Below are 16586 nucleotides of genomic sequence, written 5' to 3' on the forward strand. Positions count from 1 at the left end.
TAAAAAGCCCATCTCGCACGCTACTCAGACCTGAGACTTCTAACCGGGTTGGCCATGGCTGCTTTTATGGACTGAATACTTACAGTGAGCAAACTCACCAATAGAGCACCAAAACCGGCAATGGCAAACACCCACCAATATAGTTCTGTACGCACCGGGTAACTATTTAGCCAGTTGTCCAGCACGGCATAAGCCAGTGGTATGGCAATAAAGCAGGCAATTACTACCAACAGTGTAAAGTCTTTCGAGAGTAGCTTCCAGAGATTTAGAATGCTTGCTCCCAATACTTTTCTAATGCCTATTTCTTTGGTTCGTTGTTCGGCAATGAACGATGAAAGGCCAAATAAACCTAAACAACTAATGAGTATAGCCAACAGGGTAAAGAACCTTGCAAGACTTGCTATGCGAAGTTCCGCCTCAAATTTTTGGTTGTATTGATCATCGGCAAAATGGAAGTCGAATGGAGCTTCCGGTAAAATTTGACGGTAAACTTCGCCAATGGTGGCAATAGATTCGCTCGTACTTACATTCGGATTCAGGCGGATATACATATAGCTGGTGTATTCCTGATCTAAGAACATGATCGACTGATCGGTTCGCTGAAAAGGATCACCTTTGATCATGTCCTTTACCACACCAATAATGGTGTAGTTTACCGCTTCTCGCCAGCCCGGATCGTATCGCACTACTGTACCTACCGGATTTTCCAGTTGCATGGCTTTCATAGCCGATTCATTGATAATGATGGCGTTCTTGTCGGTTTCTCTGGTAGGGTCGAAGTCTCTGCCGGTAATGAACTCCATACCTACGGCATCGGCATATCCATTGGAAATAGTGATGGTGTTGAACGATTGATCGAATCCCGGGTCCATGCCTTCCCATGAGAATCCGTGGTTCCAGCCTAAGGTGCTGGTTACCGGATAGTTGGAAAAACCAATTGCTTCGGCCATTCCTGTTTTCAGAATTTCTTGCTTCAATAATTCCTTTTGCTGACCAAACCGGGGTGAGCCCGGAGCTATTGCGATCATTCCTTCTGGAGAGTAACCGATGGGGCGGTCTTTGGCCGCCTGAATCTGGTTGTTTACGGTAATGGTTCCGATAATCAGGGCAATGGAAATGGTAAATTGAAATACCACCAAAACCTTACGCGGAATAGAGGCGCTTTTGCCAAACTTGAGCCCGCCTTTTAAAGCCTTTAGCGGTTTAAAACTAGAAAGGTAAGCGGCAGGGTAAGAGCCTGAAATAAAGGATGTAAATAGAATGAACCCGGTGCCGGCCAGCCAGAACTCAGGCATACCCCATGGTGCCAAAATGCCTTTACCTGAAGTTTCATTGAACCAAGGTAGTAAGGCCCAAAGTAGTATTAGTGACAGCCCAAAGGCAGAAAGGGTATAAAGGAATGACTCCATATAGAACTGAGTGATGAGCTGTTTTCTAAGTGAACCCAGTGTTTTGCGAATGCCAACTTCTTTGGCCCGTTTTTCAGACCTGGCGGTACTCAGATTCATAAAGTTTATGCAGGCCAGTAGCAGCACAAATACGCCAATTACGCCATAGAGCCTAACGAATTTCTTTTCCTGACTTGTCACAGACATCCCATCTTTCCATTCAGAATTCAGGTGCCAGTCTTTCATAGGGTGAAGAATAAATGTCTGGCCTGACTCTCTTGCCCAATCATCATAATGCCCTTTGATTTTTTCGGTAATGAGCTCGGCAAGTTGAACATGATTTACATTGTTGGCCAGTTTTACATAGATATCGATGTTGTAATTGTTCCAAACGTTCATGGACTCTTCATTCTCCCTAAAAAGCAAGAGAAGCCGTGAGAAAAACGCTGCGTCTGAAAACTTTGAGTTTTTGGGTAAATCTTTATATACCCCACCAACTAACAAGTCTATGTCTGCATTGAGCTTTACTGTTTTTCCAACGGGGTTTTCCTCTCCAAAAAGCTTTTTGGACAGTGTTTGGGAAAGTAGAACCGATCGTGTTTCTTTCAGCCCTTCAGTGCTGCCGTAAATCATATCTAATGTGAGCACACCAGGGCCATTTTCTTCCAGAAAAACACCTACTTCGCGAAATTTCTTGTCACCATTGGTAATTACCGGGGCTTGCTTTCTGGACCTTACCATAAATAGCTCCTCTATTTGGTCGGGGAAAGATTCACGCACCAGGTTGCCCATACCGGTGGCTAATGCGTTGTTCACGGCTATTCCGCCCTGACCATTGGATTCTACCCGCAGTATCTGCGCAATGCGGTCATAGTTTTTGTGATACTTATTGAAATTTAGCTCGTCCACAACCCATAGTCCGATGAGCATGGCCACCACCATGCCCATGGCCAAACCGCCCACATTGATAAAGGAATAGCCTTTGTTCTTGAGCATCTGTCGGTAGCTCACTTTAAAGTTATGATTGATCATAGTATTTGAGTTTTTGATTTTGAAAAAACGAAAGGCAAAGGGGCGCAGGTAATGAATGACCTGATACCAGTAGTTGCGCCTGGCCTTTCGTAGGGAATGGGTTTCTGCAGTTGAATAGAACTTCTCGTCCAGATCGCCCAATACCTCTTCGGCCAGTTCATCTTTCAAAAACCAGAGAAGTAGCTTTTCTGCCAGACGAGGAGGGGTAATATGGTTCCTGGGGTTTTTCATAGTGCCCCACAAGTCTGAGTATGCCAGTCGGTAAACAGGTGAGGTAGGATTGTGGCAATCTTCCAGATTGATGAGAGAATTACTTGGCTAATCGTGTATGGGTGTTTCAACTTCATTCGGATCTTAACCTTTCTGCAGGGTTGACGAGAGCCGCTTTAATGGCTTCAAAACTTATGGTGAACAGGGCAACGGCAAAGGCGATGATCGCAGCCAGACCGAATAGGGGCCACGAAAGTCGGATGGTGTTGGCCATATCTTGCAAAATGCCCTGAGCCAGGTACCAACCAATAGGAATGGCTATAACAATTGAGATAAGAACCAGCCGTATAAAATCGGTGGCTAGAAGCCTGAAAATGCGGCTTACACTAGCCCCCAGCACTTTCCTAACGCTTATTTCTTTGCCTCGCTGTTCTATGGTAAAGGCAGAAAGGGCAAACAAACCAAGGCAGGCTACAGTAACCGACAAAACACTGAAGATAATGAAGATAGTTTTGGCTCTCAGTAAGTCGTCATACATACGTTCGAACCTATCGTCCAGAAAAGTATATCGAATGGGTTGATGGGGTTTAAGACTTGCCCAAACCGAGCTGACTCCTGCAACGGCTTCGCTAAGTTGATCAGTGTTTACTTTTACCGAGAGTGTAGAACTACCTTTGCCCTGTAGCATTGCTAGTGGGCCTATGTTGCCGGTAAGCGACTCAAAATAAAAGTCTTCGACCACACCAATAACGGCATATTTGTTATCGAACATGTCTATGAGTCTTGCCCCAATGGGTTGTTCCAATTGCAGGTATTTTTGCATGCTTTGATTAATAATAATGCTGGCACTATCGAGCGATTGGCCAGTGAGGTTTCTTCCTTCTACCAACCGCATGCTCATGGTTTGGAGGTAGTCTTCGTCTACAAGCCATGTGGCCGCCTCAAACCCGGGGTCAATACTTTTACGGCCATCCAGCCAGTAGCCAGCATTCGAGGTTCGGCCTCCGGATACAGGTAGATAGTCGCCAAGTGTGGCGCTCTCTACGGTTGGAAGGCGGAGCAATTCTTCTTTTAGTACATCGCGTTTTTGAGGCTCGAGTGATTCCAACCCAAGAATATTGATGACCTGTTCTTTGTCATAGCCCAACGATTGGTTCATGTAGTGGTTGAATTGCTGGTGCAAGACCAGTGTGCAGATAATCAGAATTACGGTTGCAGTAAACTGAAACACCACCATGCCGCCTCTCACAAAAGAGGCCTTTCTGCTCAACCGTGTTTTACCCTTTAGTGCCTCGGTTGGTGAAAATTTTGATAGATATAGGGCAGGGTAGATTCCTGAAATAAGCCCAACGACCAATACAGAAAGCAGCAATAGAGGTATGAACCAGGGGCTTGCCCAGGGAATAGTCAGCGACTTTTCGGCAATAAAGTTAAAGGTAGGTAGTGCCAGAGTGACAAATACTAGCCCGAGTAATACAGCCAAAAAGCAATAGAGCACAGATTCTACAAGGAATTGCCAAATAAGCCCAGATCTGAATGAGCCTACCACCTTTCTGAGTCCTACCTCTTTGGAGCGGTTAATTAATTTGGCAGTTGACAGATTGATGAAGTTGAGGCAGGCCAGAAGTAGGATAACCAGGGCAATAGCACCAAAAATCCAGACCAGTTCAATGGAGCCGTGCTGTTGATAGTCTTCAATATCTTCAGGGTTCAAATATACATTGGCTATGGGTTGTAGATAATACGACCTGTATTTTTGCATATCTTCCAGATCGGTTACCCCGGCTTCGCTCAGTTTATCCATTACGTAGGTGTCTCTCACCTTCACAAGTTTCTGTTCAATGGCTCTTTTTTGAGTTTCCGGTTTGGTTCTTATATAGAAGGTATAATTGGAGCAACACCAGCCGGTGGAACCGGGGCCAGATTCCCGGCCCTTTAGAGTGAGTATAAAATCACCTTGCAAATGCATAGTGTTGGGTAAGTCTTCCATTACTCCCCCTATTGTATAGGGTTGAGTTGCTCTATCATTTAAAATAAGCTGCTGACCCACTGGATTTATTCCGGGAAAGAACTTGTCGGCCTTACTTTTGGAAATCACAATGCTGTTGGGTTCGGTGAGAGCTGTCTTTGCATTGCCATATACCATGGGTATTTCCAGAATTTCTAATAGTTCGGGGTCGGCATAGAAGAAACCACTTTCAAAAATGTTAGCGTTTGTGTCTGACCTTCTGATATGATTTTCGCCAACATCTCCCCACTTCCAAAATACAGTGCGGGCTACCAACTCTATTTCCGGAATGTAGTCTTCCAAAATGGGCTTAAAAGGCCCTTGCATGTTTGTCCACCTACCAAAGTCTCCGGTACCGGCATATTGGTTTGCTATTCGGAAAATCTGATCCTGATTTTGGTAGTGCCTATCGTAGGTAAGTTCGTGCCCAATGAATAGTGAAATGAGTATGCAGGCAGCAATGCCAATGGCAAAACCGGTAATTTTTATAGATGAAAAAATTTTGTTGCGCTGAAGTGTTCTCCAGGAGAGTTTAAAGAAATGACCAATCATAAGATTTGTTGTTATACGCTGAGTTTTTGTGGCTTTGAAAGCAAAAGGGCGCATATAGTTAATGACCTGAAACCAATAGTTGCGCTTTGCCTTTCGTGTTGAGTGTTTTTCTGCTGTTGAATAGAACTTCTCGTCCAGATCGCCCAACACCTCTTCCGCCAGTTCATCTTTCAAGAACCAGAGCAGTAGCTTTTCAGCTAATCGGGGAGGGGCAATATGTCTTTTAGAGTTCTTCATTTTAATGAGGCGCCATTGCGGAGTAGTTATGACAGTGGTAGCTTCCTCTTTGTAGAGGGAAACCACCTTGTTGCCAGTCTACAGGACGGCTCGCAGTCACGTTTAAAATTTGAATTTCAAATTGCCGGCAAAAGCAGGGAACTGATTCCAAAGTGACATTTTAAAGTCTTTGGACTCTTCTAATGCCCGTTGTCCTGCGGCAGTGATTTGGTAAATCCGCTTTCTCCGACCGCCTCTCTCGGCAGTTGCGCCACCCATTGCTGAGGTTAAAAAACCTTTTTCGCCCAACCGGTTAAGGGTAGAGTGCACAGCGCCAATGGATACGGCCCTTTTCGTTTGCGATTCAAACTCTTCGGCAATTCTAAAGGCATAAGCCTCCTTGTCAAGAATGCCAACCAACAAAAGAATTACCTCCTCAAAATCGCCCAGTTTAGTTTCTTTCATAACATACTAGATTGTAGAACAAATGTACGGTATTAAAATTTATATGTTCTACTTTTTAGTAAGAAATATAGCCAAACCTCTATTTGGGTTCTTCTTTAAGTGGCTTAATCTTCCTTAAGGTAGCTTAAAGGAGTTTTGAGAATTATTTTGAAGGTTTGAATACTTACAGAAGCTAGGGTGATAAGAACAGCAGAGAGGCCTGCAACTACAAATAACCACCATGAAAGTTCAGTTCTAACCTCATAGCCTTGAAGCCAATTGTCCAAAACATTGTAGGCCAATGGAGAAGAAATAAGACAGGCTATAAGTATTAGAATACCGAAGTCTTTTGATAACAATACCCATAGCCCTTCAGTGCTGGCACCTAATACTTTTCTAATGCCAATTTCTTTGCTGCGTTTTTCTGCCATATAAGAGGCCATGCCGAAAAGCCCTAAACAGCTAATAAAAATGGCTAATGCACTAAAGAAACCGACTAGTTTGCCAAGTCGCTCCTCTGCTTGGAACTTTAATGAGTACACATCTTCAGTAAGTTCGTAGCTTACCGGGGTGTTTGGAAGAATGCTCACAAACACTTTGTCTATTTTGTTAATAGCAGAGGCAGTTTTCTCGGCCGTGTTCAATCGAATAAATAACCACTCCATGTCATTTTCTGAAGGAAAAATAATCGCTGGCATAGGTGGGTCGAAGGGAGATTCCTTAACCATATCCTCAATCACACCAATTACTGTGAACTCTGTCTTTCCATCATAATCATATCTGGATCTTATTCTTTCTCCAACGGGGTTTTCAAGCCCCATCACTTTCACTGCAGATTCACTAAGTATAATTGAGTTTCTATTGGATGAGAATTCTCTTGAGAAGTCTCTTCCCTCGATAATATTCCATCCTACAGTTTTACCATATTCAGGGGAAACCATTACGGTGTTGAACATTGGGTTCGATTCTTCAGGTCTACCGTTCCAATCAAAGCCATTATTGTTTCCTCGTATGGTAGTTAAAGGGTGGTCGGCCTCTGCTACTTCAGAAACAACCCCAGTAGATATGAGGTTACTTCTTAGCAATTCAAATTTACCCGCAAAGTCTGGCGATTTAGAATTAACTGTCAGAAGGCCTTGTTGATTATAACCAAGCGACCTGTTCTTGGCAAACTCTATCTGTTTGCGAACTACTAAAGTTCCAATGATCAATGAAATGGAAATGGTATACTGAACTACTACCAAAACTTTTCTTAGGTTAAATACCCTTTTCTTAGAAGGCTTTCTTTTTAGTGTTTTAGTTGGGGCAAGTGAAGAAAGATAAATAGCAGGGTAACTTCCCGCTATAAAAGAAGTGGCACCGATGAAGATGAGTGCATACAGCCAAAAGCTCAAGTTGGCCCAAGGGAATTTGATGCTTTTATAGGCCAGATCATTAAACCATGGCAGCAGGAGTATTGCTACTATAATAGATAAAAGAAAGGCCAGAAAGGTGTTGATAATGGATTCGCTTAGGAAATAGTAAACAAGCTGGGAGCGCTTTGAGCCCAATACTTTACGAACCCCAATTTCTTTAGCTCTATTTGTTGATTTGGCTGTGCTAAGGTTCATAAAGTTTATGCAGGCTAGCAGCAACACAAATGTGCCTATTAGTCCATAGAACCAAATGAATTTTAAAGACTCACTCATTACCCGGCTGCCGTTTTCAAAAGAAGAATACAAATGCCAATCACTCATTGGCTGAAAAAAAAGAGCACTTTCTGCTTTTTCAGAATGTTGATTCATCAGTTGTTCTATGGTCTCCGAAGCAACATCTATATCTACATTTGGTAACAATTCAGCATAAATATTCATGGAATAAACACGCCAGTTGTAAAGTCTTGGGCTGTCCTTGTAATATCGTTCTATAGGAGAGAAGAAGGATGCCTCTGCGAACGAAGAGTTTTTAGGTAAATCTTCATAAACCCCAGTAACCAGTAAGGTCCATTCGGCATTCACCTTAATGAATTGGTTAATCGGATCCTTGTCCCCAAATAGTTTAGTAGCCAATGACTCTGAAAGCATAATTGAATTCAAATCTTTCAGTCCATCCCAGCTTCCCTTTTTCATTTTTAGAGAGAGGAGCTCAGGTGCGCCATCCTGAATAAAAATTCCGGTTTGAGTAAAGGTTTTCTCATTGGTTGATAAAACATGTTGCTTTGGGCTTGAAGCTAAAACAACATGTTTGAATAGGGATGGGTAATCCTCGTTCAATAATTCGCCAAGTTTGCCCACATGGGTGTCGCTAACTGAAATTTCTCCTTGGGTATTTTTTCTCAGTACTTTAACCACTCTATCGTAATTCTCATGGTACTTATTGAAAGAAAGCTCATCATTGATCCAAAGGGCAACCAGAAGGGCAATGGAAATCCCTGCTGCCAGACCTCCAATGTTTAGAAGGGAATAAATTTTATTTCTCTGAAGGTATCTGAAACTACTTAGAAAATGATGTCTTAGCATTGATGTGAAATTTGGTCAGCTGTTACTGAATTGGATAAAATACCTTTGAGCTCATCTATATCAGTTCCTGTCTTTTATTTGCGAGTTCAAACACTTCATAGATTTTATTAAACCCTGAAGGTTGCATAGCAGACCCCCCCCCTTTTTGGTTTGTTGAGTTTGAACATCCCTTATTTATCGGGATGTGGACTAAAAATGCATAACTAGGCCGATTTGGTCTAACTTGCTTAAAATGTCTGGCAAAAATGTAAAGAGTGCTATGTGGATGTTTAGAAAGGCCTTGATTGAAATATGCAAGGCTGTTTTAGATCAGTTACGTTTTCTTATTCTACCAATAACCACTCAGATAAACATATTTATAGGACTGTTTAGGATAAGCTATTTTTGAGCAAAACCATTTGCTCCATGATTAAATCATCCAAAGCCCTACTCTTTCTATTAGTTGCTTTTACATATAGCAGCTTACAGGCTCAAACAGACCTCTCTTTATTCGAAACCATGAAGCCGAGGTCTATTGGCCCGGCAGGAATGTCCGGAAGAATTACGTCTATCGATGTAGTTCGGCACAACACTAACATTATCTATGCCGGAACAGCCTCCGGAGGTTTGTGGAAGTCTACTAGTGGAGGAACTACCTGGCAGCCTGTTTTTGACAATCAGGAAGTAGCTTCGGTAGGAGCGGTAAAGATAGATCCTTCCAACCCTAGCACTATATGGGTAGGTACCGGTGAGGGTAACCCAAGAAACTCGCTCAATTCGGGTTATGGAATTTATAAAAGCCTGGATGCCGGAAGAACCTGGCAACATATGGGCTTAGAAAAGACAAAAAACATCCATCGCATAATTGTGCATCCGAACGATCCCAATACCGTTTGGGTGGGGGCTATTGGCTCTCCATGGGCCGAGCATCCGGAGAGAGGTGTTTTTAAAACAACTGATGGTGGAAAGACCTGGAAAAAGGTGCTTTATGATGTGCCCGGTGCAGGAATTGCTGACCTTGTGATAGATCCTACTAACCCCAATAAGCTCGTTGCGGCTATGTGGGAGCATAGAAGATGGCCCTGGTTTTTTAATTCGGGAGGGCCGGCCTCGGGTATCTATATTTCGCATGATGGTGGAGAAACCTGGAAGAGAAAGACGGCTGAACATGGGTTACCTAAAGGGGATTTGGGACGAATAGGATTGGCCATAGCTCCCTCTATGCCCGATCGGATTTACGCCTATGTAGAGTCGAAAGAGAATGCCCTGTATCGCTCCGACAATGGAGGTGAAACTTGGTATAGGATTTCCAACAAAGGCGAAAGTGGTATTGGTAACCGACCGTTTTATTATGCCGAGATTTATGTAGACCCTAAAAACGAAAACAGAGTGTATTCGCTGCACACCACAGTTACATTTAGCGAAGACGGTGGCCGAAGCTTTAGCACTTTTGTAAACCCCGGCTATGTACATGTCGATAATCATGCTTTTTATGTGCATCCCGATAATCCCGACTTTATGGTGTTGGGTAATGATGGGGGGCTAGTGCTGAGCACCGACCGCGGTGGTAGCTGGCAATATTCGGAAAACCTGCCGATTGGCCAGTTTTACCATGTGAATTACGATATGGAAACCCCATACAATGTAATGGGCGGTATGCAAGATAATGGTGCCTGGTTAGGGCCAAGTCAGCTGCTGAAGCAGGGAGGAATAAGGAATAGCTACTGGGAAAGAATTGTAGGAGGAGACGGTTTCGATGTAGTACCCGACCCGCTAGATTCACGCTATGGATACTCATTGAGCCAAGGAGCTAACATTCAACGCTACGACAGAGAAACCGGCAAAATGCTGGGTATTCAACCCGAGCATCCTAATGGAGAAGAACTACGCTGGAATTGGAATGCCGGAGTGAATATAGACCCCTTCGATAAGAAGACTGTATACCTTGGAGCCCAGTACTTGTTTAAGTCGGGCGACCATGGATTGACCTGGGAAATTATTTCACCAGACCTTACCACAAATAACCCCGAAAAACAGAAGCAGTTCGATACTGGAGGGCTCAACTATGATAACTCAGGTGCTGAGATGCACACTACCATTACGGTAATAGAGCCAAGCACCAGAGAGCAGGGATTAATATGGGTGGGTACGGATGATGGTAACGTACAACTGACGCGCGATGGAGGTAAAAGCTGGACGAATAGTGCCGGAAAGTTTCCCGGATTGCCGGAGGCCACCTGGGTACAACAAATAAAGGCCAGTACTCACAACGAGGGTACTGCTGTGGTCGTGTTCGATGACCACCGCAGAGATAACTGGTCTCCCTATGTGTATCAGACTACCAACTACGGACGCACCTGGAAACGAATTGTAGACGATACTGATGTGTTTGGTTTTGCCCTTGCTTTTGTGCAAGATCCGGTTGAGCCAAACCTAATGTTTTTGGGTACAGAATCAGGCCTATATGTAAGTATGGATGGCAGCCAGACCTGGGAAAAGTGGACACACGGATTCCCCACAGTACCCACTATGGATCTGGCTATTCATCCCAGAGAACACGATCTGATAATAGGTACTTTTGGTCGTGCCATCTGGATTTTGGACGACATAAGGCCTTTGCGAGAAGCAACCAGCCTGGGTGCCGACAAGCTCATGGAGAAAGAACTGCATCTATTTTCAATTCCTGATGCCACTAATGCCATTATTGGCCCATACTGGGGCTACAGAAGTACAGGTCATGGTATGTTTTTCGGAGAGAATAAACCGTTTAGCGCAGCCATTAACTTCTATGTGAAAGAGAAGAAAGGACGTGTGAAAATGGAAATATCCGATGCCAATGGCGAAGTGATCAGAACCCGGTACTTTGCACCGGATCAAGGGCTAAACAGGGTGTATTGGGGATTCGAAACAGATGGTGTGAGACGTCCCGGTCAAAGAAAGCCCACAGGGGAAGAGGTAACTCCTCCTGGTGGCTACGATGCGCTGCCCGGTACATATACCGTAAAACTTACTTATAACGGAACTTCTGCCTCCGGAACACTCAATTTGTTAAAAGATGAGCGGGTGGAGTGGGATATGCCGGCTTTAGAAGAGAAACAAAGGTTTATTACCCAATACAATGCACTAGTGACCGAAATGACTGAGGCGGTAGATCGGCTTACCGAAGCACAACAAATTGTGAGCAGGGTAGAGGTTCTTGATGAAGACAATGAAGAGCTAAGAAAGAAGTCAGGTCAGGTAAAAAAGGAGCTGGCGGCTTTGAGGGAGTTGATTTTTGAAAAGCCGGTTCAGGGTTTTAGGAGTGATCCTAATGCTATTTCTAACCAGTTGGGCAATCTAAGGAGCAAAATAGGAGGTAGCTACGATCCCTTGTCGCAGGCGGCTCAATATGCTTATAGTAATGTGAGTAAGAATTGGCAACCGGTACTTCAAAGAATCAATGACTTTTTTAATAATGAGTGGGTTGCCTATAAAAGCTTTGTAGAGGGACTAAATCTGGAGCTGGTGAAAGGCTTTAATTAACCAAGAGAGCCCCTCAATTAGTAAGGTGCTGTCTTAAAAGTTAACGTTCTCAAACTCGATCGAGAATCTCCAAAGAGCTTAGAAGCAAGGTCAGTGGAGATTCTGAATCAAACTTACCCTAGGCGTTAGGCAGGGAATGACGCAAGCAATAACTTTTAAGACAGCATTGTTTATTCATTACGCAGGTTGGTGGCAGGGTTTACCCTGGCTGCCTTAAACGTTTGCCCAAATACGGTGAGCCATGCCAGTAACAGAGTGCCAAGGCCAGCCAAAGCAAAGAACCACCATTTCAGTTCAATTTGATACGCAAAGTCGCTCAACCATTGTTGGGCAGCCCAGTAGCTGAGCGGCAGAGCTATGATGATGCCCAGCCCGACTAAAATTGAAAACTGGCCGGTGAGTAGTACAATTATTCGCCATACACCAGACCCCAGAACCTTTCTTATGCTGATTTCCTTTACCCTTTTTTCGGTGGTATAAGCAGTAAGCCCAAACAGTCCCAAACAAGAAATAAGAATAGCCAATATGGCCGAGTAGCGCGATAGTACTGCCATTCGTTGTTCGGAAGCATATAGGGCCTGATAGTCTTGATCTACAAATATGGGTTTGAATGGGAATTCAGGATTGAACTGGCTGTAGAGCTTCTCAATTTGCTGTAAAGTAGTTGAAGTTTGCTCACCATTGATTCTGGCCATAATGAAATGAGTAGATTCCGGACGGTATAGAAAAAGGGCCGGTTCTGCCGGTTTATGGATGGAGGCGATCGAAAAATCTTTTACAACGCCTACAATCTGTTTTTGACCCGTATAATGATAAACGGTTTTGCCAATTGGATCTTCCATACCCATGGCTTTGATAGCCGTTTCATTAAAGATAACTCCGTTCTCGTTTGTCTTAAACTCTTCTGAAAATCCTCGGCCTTTCAGAAATTCCACTCCCAGCAGTTCCACAGAGTTTATGCCCGCATTATATTCCCAAAACTGAATCTGATCCTCGTCCGTTTTGCCCTTCCAACCAACACCTCCGGTAGAGTTCATGCCCCCAACCATAAAGCCCGAAACTGCAGCATTTTCTACTCCCGGTAAGTTTTTGAGTTCAGCGAGAAAGGCCTCGTACTGATCGGTAAGCTGCCCTTCTCGCTCAAAGTAAATCAGGTTATTGCGGTCGTAGCCCAAGTTTTTAGTTTGTACCAATTCCATTTGCCTGAAAATGACCACCACACTTACAATGAGTACCGTTGAAAGAGCGAATTGAAATACCACCAGGGCTTTTCGGCCTATTCCACTTGAGTTATTGGTGGCTTTAAAACCTTTTAAAATAAGCAGGGCCTTGAGTCGGGAAAGGTGCAGGGCAGGATAACTTCCGGCCAACAGTCCTACCACCAACAACAAGACAGTGGCGGCAACAAGCAGTTGCGGACTAAACACAAGACGGATATTTTTTTGGGTGATATGATTAAACTCAGGAAGTAGTAAAAATACCAGCAAGAAGGCTAGTAAAGTGGCCAATGCGCAGAGTAGTACCGATTCGGTTAAAAACTGATAGGCTAGTGATTGTCGGGTAGCCCCCAACGATTTTTTAACCCCCACTTCTTTCATACGTTGCGAGGCTCTTGCGGTGGTTAAATTGATAAAATTGATGCAGGCGATAAGCAAAATAAGTAAGGCAATAAAGGAGAGAAGCCGTACCGATTCTATGCGTCCACCGGCCTGCTCGCCATTAATGAATTTACCATGCAGATATAGGTCGGTGTATGGACTTAGAAACAGCTCTACCCTGGTATCGGGCAAGTTCGCTTTAAAAATAGCATCTATTTTTTGACCCACTACCTCGGCAGAACTACCCGGGCCAATAACCACAGATTGGCGGGCATAGTAGTTACCCCATTGTTTGTAGGTAATGAGTTCATCGTGGAAGTAATTCCATGGAAGAATAAGCTCAAATTGCTCAGAACTATTTTGGGGAATGTTTTCCAACACACCACTCACTTTGAATTCAGTTTTAGAGCCTCTAAAGTGCCATTCTATAGTTTGTCCCAGAGCATCCTGATTGGGGAAAAGGCGCTCTGCCAGCGATTCGGTAATTAGTGCATCGTAGTTAGTTGACAGCAGGCTTTGCGATTGACCCGCCTTCAACGGAAATGAAAAGGCACTCAGGTACTCCTGGTTGGCAAATCTACCTTGCACTTTGAGCGATAATGGCGTGCTTCCGCTCACCGATACAGTGTATTCATGAGGGTCGGTATAGACGGCAGCCCATTGGACTTCGGGCACCTGGGTTTTTATTTCTTCGTGCAACAGACCGGGAGTGCCTTTTATAGTAAATGTGCCACTAGCATCGGTATGGTTAGACATAATATGGTAGAGGCTTTCTTTATTTTCATGAAAACCATCAACCAACAGTTCGTCATTCACCCAAAGATAAATAAGCAGTACACAGGCCAAGCCTGTGGTGAGGCCTAGTAGGTTGATGATAAAGGAGCTTTTGTGTCGAACAAACGACCGGAGCGTAATGATTAAGTTGTGTTTGAACATGTCGTAATAATTGAGTTTTTGATATCCTTTAAAGGAACGAACAATGCCGGGTCTTAGCAGCAGAAGAACATCTTTTGCGAAAAGAAATTTTGCTTTGGCAGAGCCACGTTCCAACTGTCTTTTTTCGAACCGCTCGAGCAAGTCTCCTTCCAGGTGTTCTGCCATATATGGATCGCAAAACCACCGAAAGAAGCGCAAAAGCAACTGAGGAGGGTTGGTGTTTTTCATAACCTTAGGCAAAATCGGGAATGGCGTTCCAAAGCCCGAGGCGCTGTTCCTTGGTTTCCTTAAGCACCGATTTCCCCAGTGAGGTTAGAGTAAAGTACCTTTTGCGCTTGCCGCCACGTATTTTAGTGGCTCCTTTTAGTTCAGACTCCAGGTAGCCTTTGCCTTCGAGGCGTTTCAAAACAGTTTGCAATGCTCCCATGCTGACTGACCGATTCAGACGGGTTTCCATTTCTTCGATAATAGATACACCGTAGGCTTCTTCTTTGAGAATGGCCACGGTGAGCATTACTATCTCCTCAAACTCTCCCAGATGATGTTTGCCCATTTTAATTTTTGCCTTAAATGTAGTTTTTAATAATTCAGGGACAAAGCGATTCAATTAATTTTTACCTTAAATGTAGTTTTTAATGATTTTATCTATCCACAATAAATGAGATGGGAGGGTGTTTGGGAATAATCAGTCGGTAGTAACCTGCTCCAAGGTGAGATACATTGTAGGTATTTCTGTCAATAGGTCTTAGGTCGAAAAACTGTCCGCTGTTGTTGGTTGCTTGCAAATATTCTAGTGGCCGATTACCGGTTAGGGTAAGAATTTCGCTCACCGGGTTCGATACTATTTTCACCTTGAACTCGCGTTTAAAATAGACGCTTTGCACTTCAAAGATTTCGCTCTGCCCGGAAAAATCTACTTGCTTTAGCCTGTAATACGATCTATCGTCAAGCGGTTCTGCATCAACGAAACTGTAGGCTATGGTATGTGTTGCATGAGCACTCCCTTCTACCTTACCCACTACGTTCCAGTCCCATCCGTTCGGTGAGCGCTGCACCTCAAAATGACTGTTGTTTACTTCCCATGCTGTAGACCAGGTGATCATCACATCTGTTGTTCTCGCGATTACTTTAAAACTAATAAGGTCGACAGGCAATGATTGCCCATCGGTTGGGTTACAATTAGGATAATTGGCATAAACAAAAGGCGCACCTCCACCATTGTGCCATACAAGGTAATTGCCGTTTCTTGTAGAGGCCCATAGGTTTTGATAGTTAAAATTGGTGGTAGTACCGTTTACAATAGACTGAAAGTACCTGAAGCCGGAGGGGCTGTTGGCAAACAGACCGTTGTCTGGCCAGGAACTATCGTTAGAAAGCACAACATATACATTGCCAAGGCCTAAACCACACCACCCGGAAAAATTAATAGATGTAAGGTTTATATTATTAAATACCACCAGGTGGCTTCCGGAAGGAATGGTCGAGCCGGAAGAAGCACCAATGAAATTTAGATCGGAACAACCGCTTAGTGGTAGCAGTGCGTTGAGGGTAGAGGCCCATGTAGCAGCAACAGATAGACTTTCGAAGCTATCGGTAAATGTGGTTGAGGCCGGAGACGATGTGCCATACCTTAAGTCGAGCGTAGAGGGAGAGAGGGTGAATGATGAGCCGCCACCGTACACCACTACATACTCTCCATAGCCATCACTTAGGCCGCAGCCGTCAATAACAGCACTTACCATTTGAGGTCTCTGCGCATAGAGTCCATCAATGGGTATAGTACTCCCTAATACAATAGTAAGAACAATTGATTTCATTTATTGGTGTGATTATTTAAATGTTGTGTGTGTTAGGGAGAAAGGAATATTAAAATATAACTTATAAGTTTAATAGTAAAGTTAGATAAGACAATATTTTACTTTAGATTTTAGGGTTACTCATTTAGATCGCATTTGTTAGATCCGGTATACTGGCCACAAGCTGTGTCCTCATAGCGTCTTTTAACAGCCATTTGTGAAGACACAAATGGAGGCAAGGTTCAGAAATATACTTCTTGCGACTTAAGTAAGTAACCCTATTAGTTGCTCTAATTCTTATATGGGCTGAGTGTGTTGCCGGGTTGTGCAGAAAAGTAGTTCAATTTCACCTTAAATGTAGTTTTTAAAATTATTGTAATGTGAAAATTACAAATGGCTATCTGTAC

Annotated in this window: 8 protein-coding genes; 1 reads left to right on the forward strand and 7 read right to left on the reverse strand. The window is 43.7% G+C overall.

Annotated elements, in window-relative coordinates:
* Window positions 1-20: 20 nt before the first annotated feature.
* The 4 genes from IE164_RS06760 to IE164_RS06775 all read right to left on the reverse strand — a co-directional run bounded on the left by IE164_RS06760 (window position 21) and on the right by IE164_RS06775 (window position 8348).
* Window positions 21-2651 carry an ABC transporter permease gene (locus IE164_RS06760; RefSeq protein WP_189629460.1) on the reverse strand — a complete coding sequence of 877 codons (2631 nt, stop codon included), beginning with the start codon at window positions 2649-2651 and terminating at the stop codon, window positions 21-23.
* 112 nt (window positions 2652-2763) lie between these two features.
* Window positions 2764-5427: an ABC transporter permease gene (locus tag IE164_RS06765; protein ID WP_189629461.1), complete on the reverse strand. Its 2664-nt coding sequence runs from the start codon at window positions 5425-5427 to the stop codon at window positions 2764-2766.
* Window positions 5428-5529: 102 nt separating this feature from the next.
* Complete coding sequence (locus IE164_RS06770; RefSeq protein ID WP_189629462.1) at window positions 5530-5871, reverse strand: PadR family transcriptional regulator; 342 nt, start codon at window positions 5869-5871, stop codon at window positions 5530-5532.
* A gap of 104 nt (window positions 5872-5975) precedes the next feature.
* Window positions 5976-8348 (reverse strand): ABC transporter permease, encoded by a 2373-nt coding sequence (locus IE164_RS06775; RefSeq protein WP_189629463.1) that lies wholly within the window; start codon window positions 8346-8348, stop codon window positions 5976-5978.
* A 405-nt stretch (window positions 8349-8753) separates the two neighbouring features.
* Between IE164_RS06775 and IE164_RS06780 the strand changes: the two genes are divergently transcribed.
* Window positions 8754-11849, forward strand: coding sequence for a VPS10 domain-containing protein (locus IE164_RS06780; RefSeq protein WP_189629464.1), 3096 nt, complete (start codon window positions 8754-8756; stop codon window positions 11847-11849).
* A 170-nt stretch (window positions 11850-12019) separates the two neighbouring features.
* Here IE164_RS06780 and IE164_RS06785 read toward each other — a convergent pair whose 3' ends face one another.
* From IE164_RS06785 to IE164_RS06795, 3 genes are all read right to left on the reverse strand, one after another.
* The gene (locus IE164_RS06785; protein WP_189629465.1) at window positions 12020-14611 is read right to left on the reverse strand and encodes an ABC transporter permease; all 2592 of its coding nucleotides are present in this window, start codon (window positions 14609-14611) and stop codon (window positions 12020-12022) included.
* A 4-nt stretch (window positions 14612-14615) separates the two neighbouring features.
* Window positions 14616-14936, reverse strand: coding sequence for a PadR family transcriptional regulator (locus tag IE164_RS06790; protein WP_189629466.1), 321 nt, complete (start codon window positions 14934-14936; stop codon window positions 14616-14618).
* A gap of 88 nt (window positions 14937-15024) precedes the next feature.
* The gene (locus tag IE164_RS06795; protein ID WP_189629467.1) at window positions 15025-16200 is read right to left on the reverse strand and encodes a hypothetical protein; all 1176 of its coding nucleotides are present in this window, start codon (window positions 16198-16200) and stop codon (window positions 15025-15027) included.
* Between the last annotated feature and the right edge of the window lie 386 nt (window positions 16201-16586).

It is taken from the genome of Roseivirga thermotolerans, from assembly GCF_014653175.1.
In the GTDB taxonomy this organism is placed as follows: domain Bacteria; phylum Bacteroidota; class Bacteroidia; order Cytophagales; family Cyclobacteriaceae; genus Roseivirga; species Roseivirga thermotolerans.

What these genes read in the sequence shown, in the direction of transcription:
- IE164_RS06785 (WP_189629465.1), bottom strand. Translation starts at nt 14,611, where the DNA reads ATGAAAAACACCAACCCTCCTCAGTTGCTTTTGCGCTTCTTTCGGTGG.
- IE164_RS06790 (WP_189629466.1), bottom strand. Translation starts at nt 14,936, where the DNA reads ATGGGCAAACATCATCTGGGAGAGTTTGAGGAGATAGTAATGCTCACC.
- IE164_RS06765 (WP_189629461.1), bottom strand. Translation starts at nt 5,427, where the DNA reads ATGAAGAACTCTAAAAGACATATTGCCCCTCCCCGATTAGCTGAAAAG.
- IE164_RS06775 (WP_189629463.1), bottom strand. Translation starts at nt 8,348, where the DNA reads ATGCTAAGACATCATTTTCTAAGTAGTTTCAGATACCTTCAGAGAAAT.
- IE164_RS06780 (WP_189629464.1), top strand. Translation starts at nt 8,754, where the DNA reads ATGATTAAATCATCCAAAGCCCTACTCTTTCTATTAGTTGCTTTTACA.
- IE164_RS06760 (WP_189629460.1), bottom strand. Translation starts at nt 2,651, where the DNA reads ATGAAAAACCCCAGGAACCATATTACCCCTCCTCGTCTGGCAGAAAAG.
- IE164_RS06770 (WP_189629462.1), bottom strand. Translation starts at nt 5,871, where the DNA reads ATGAAAGAAACTAAACTGGGCGATTTTGAGGAGGTAATTCTTTTGTTG.
- IE164_RS06795 (WP_189629467.1), bottom strand. Translation starts at nt 16,200, where the DNA reads ATGAAATCAATTGTTCTTACTATTGTATTAGGGAGTACTATACCCATT.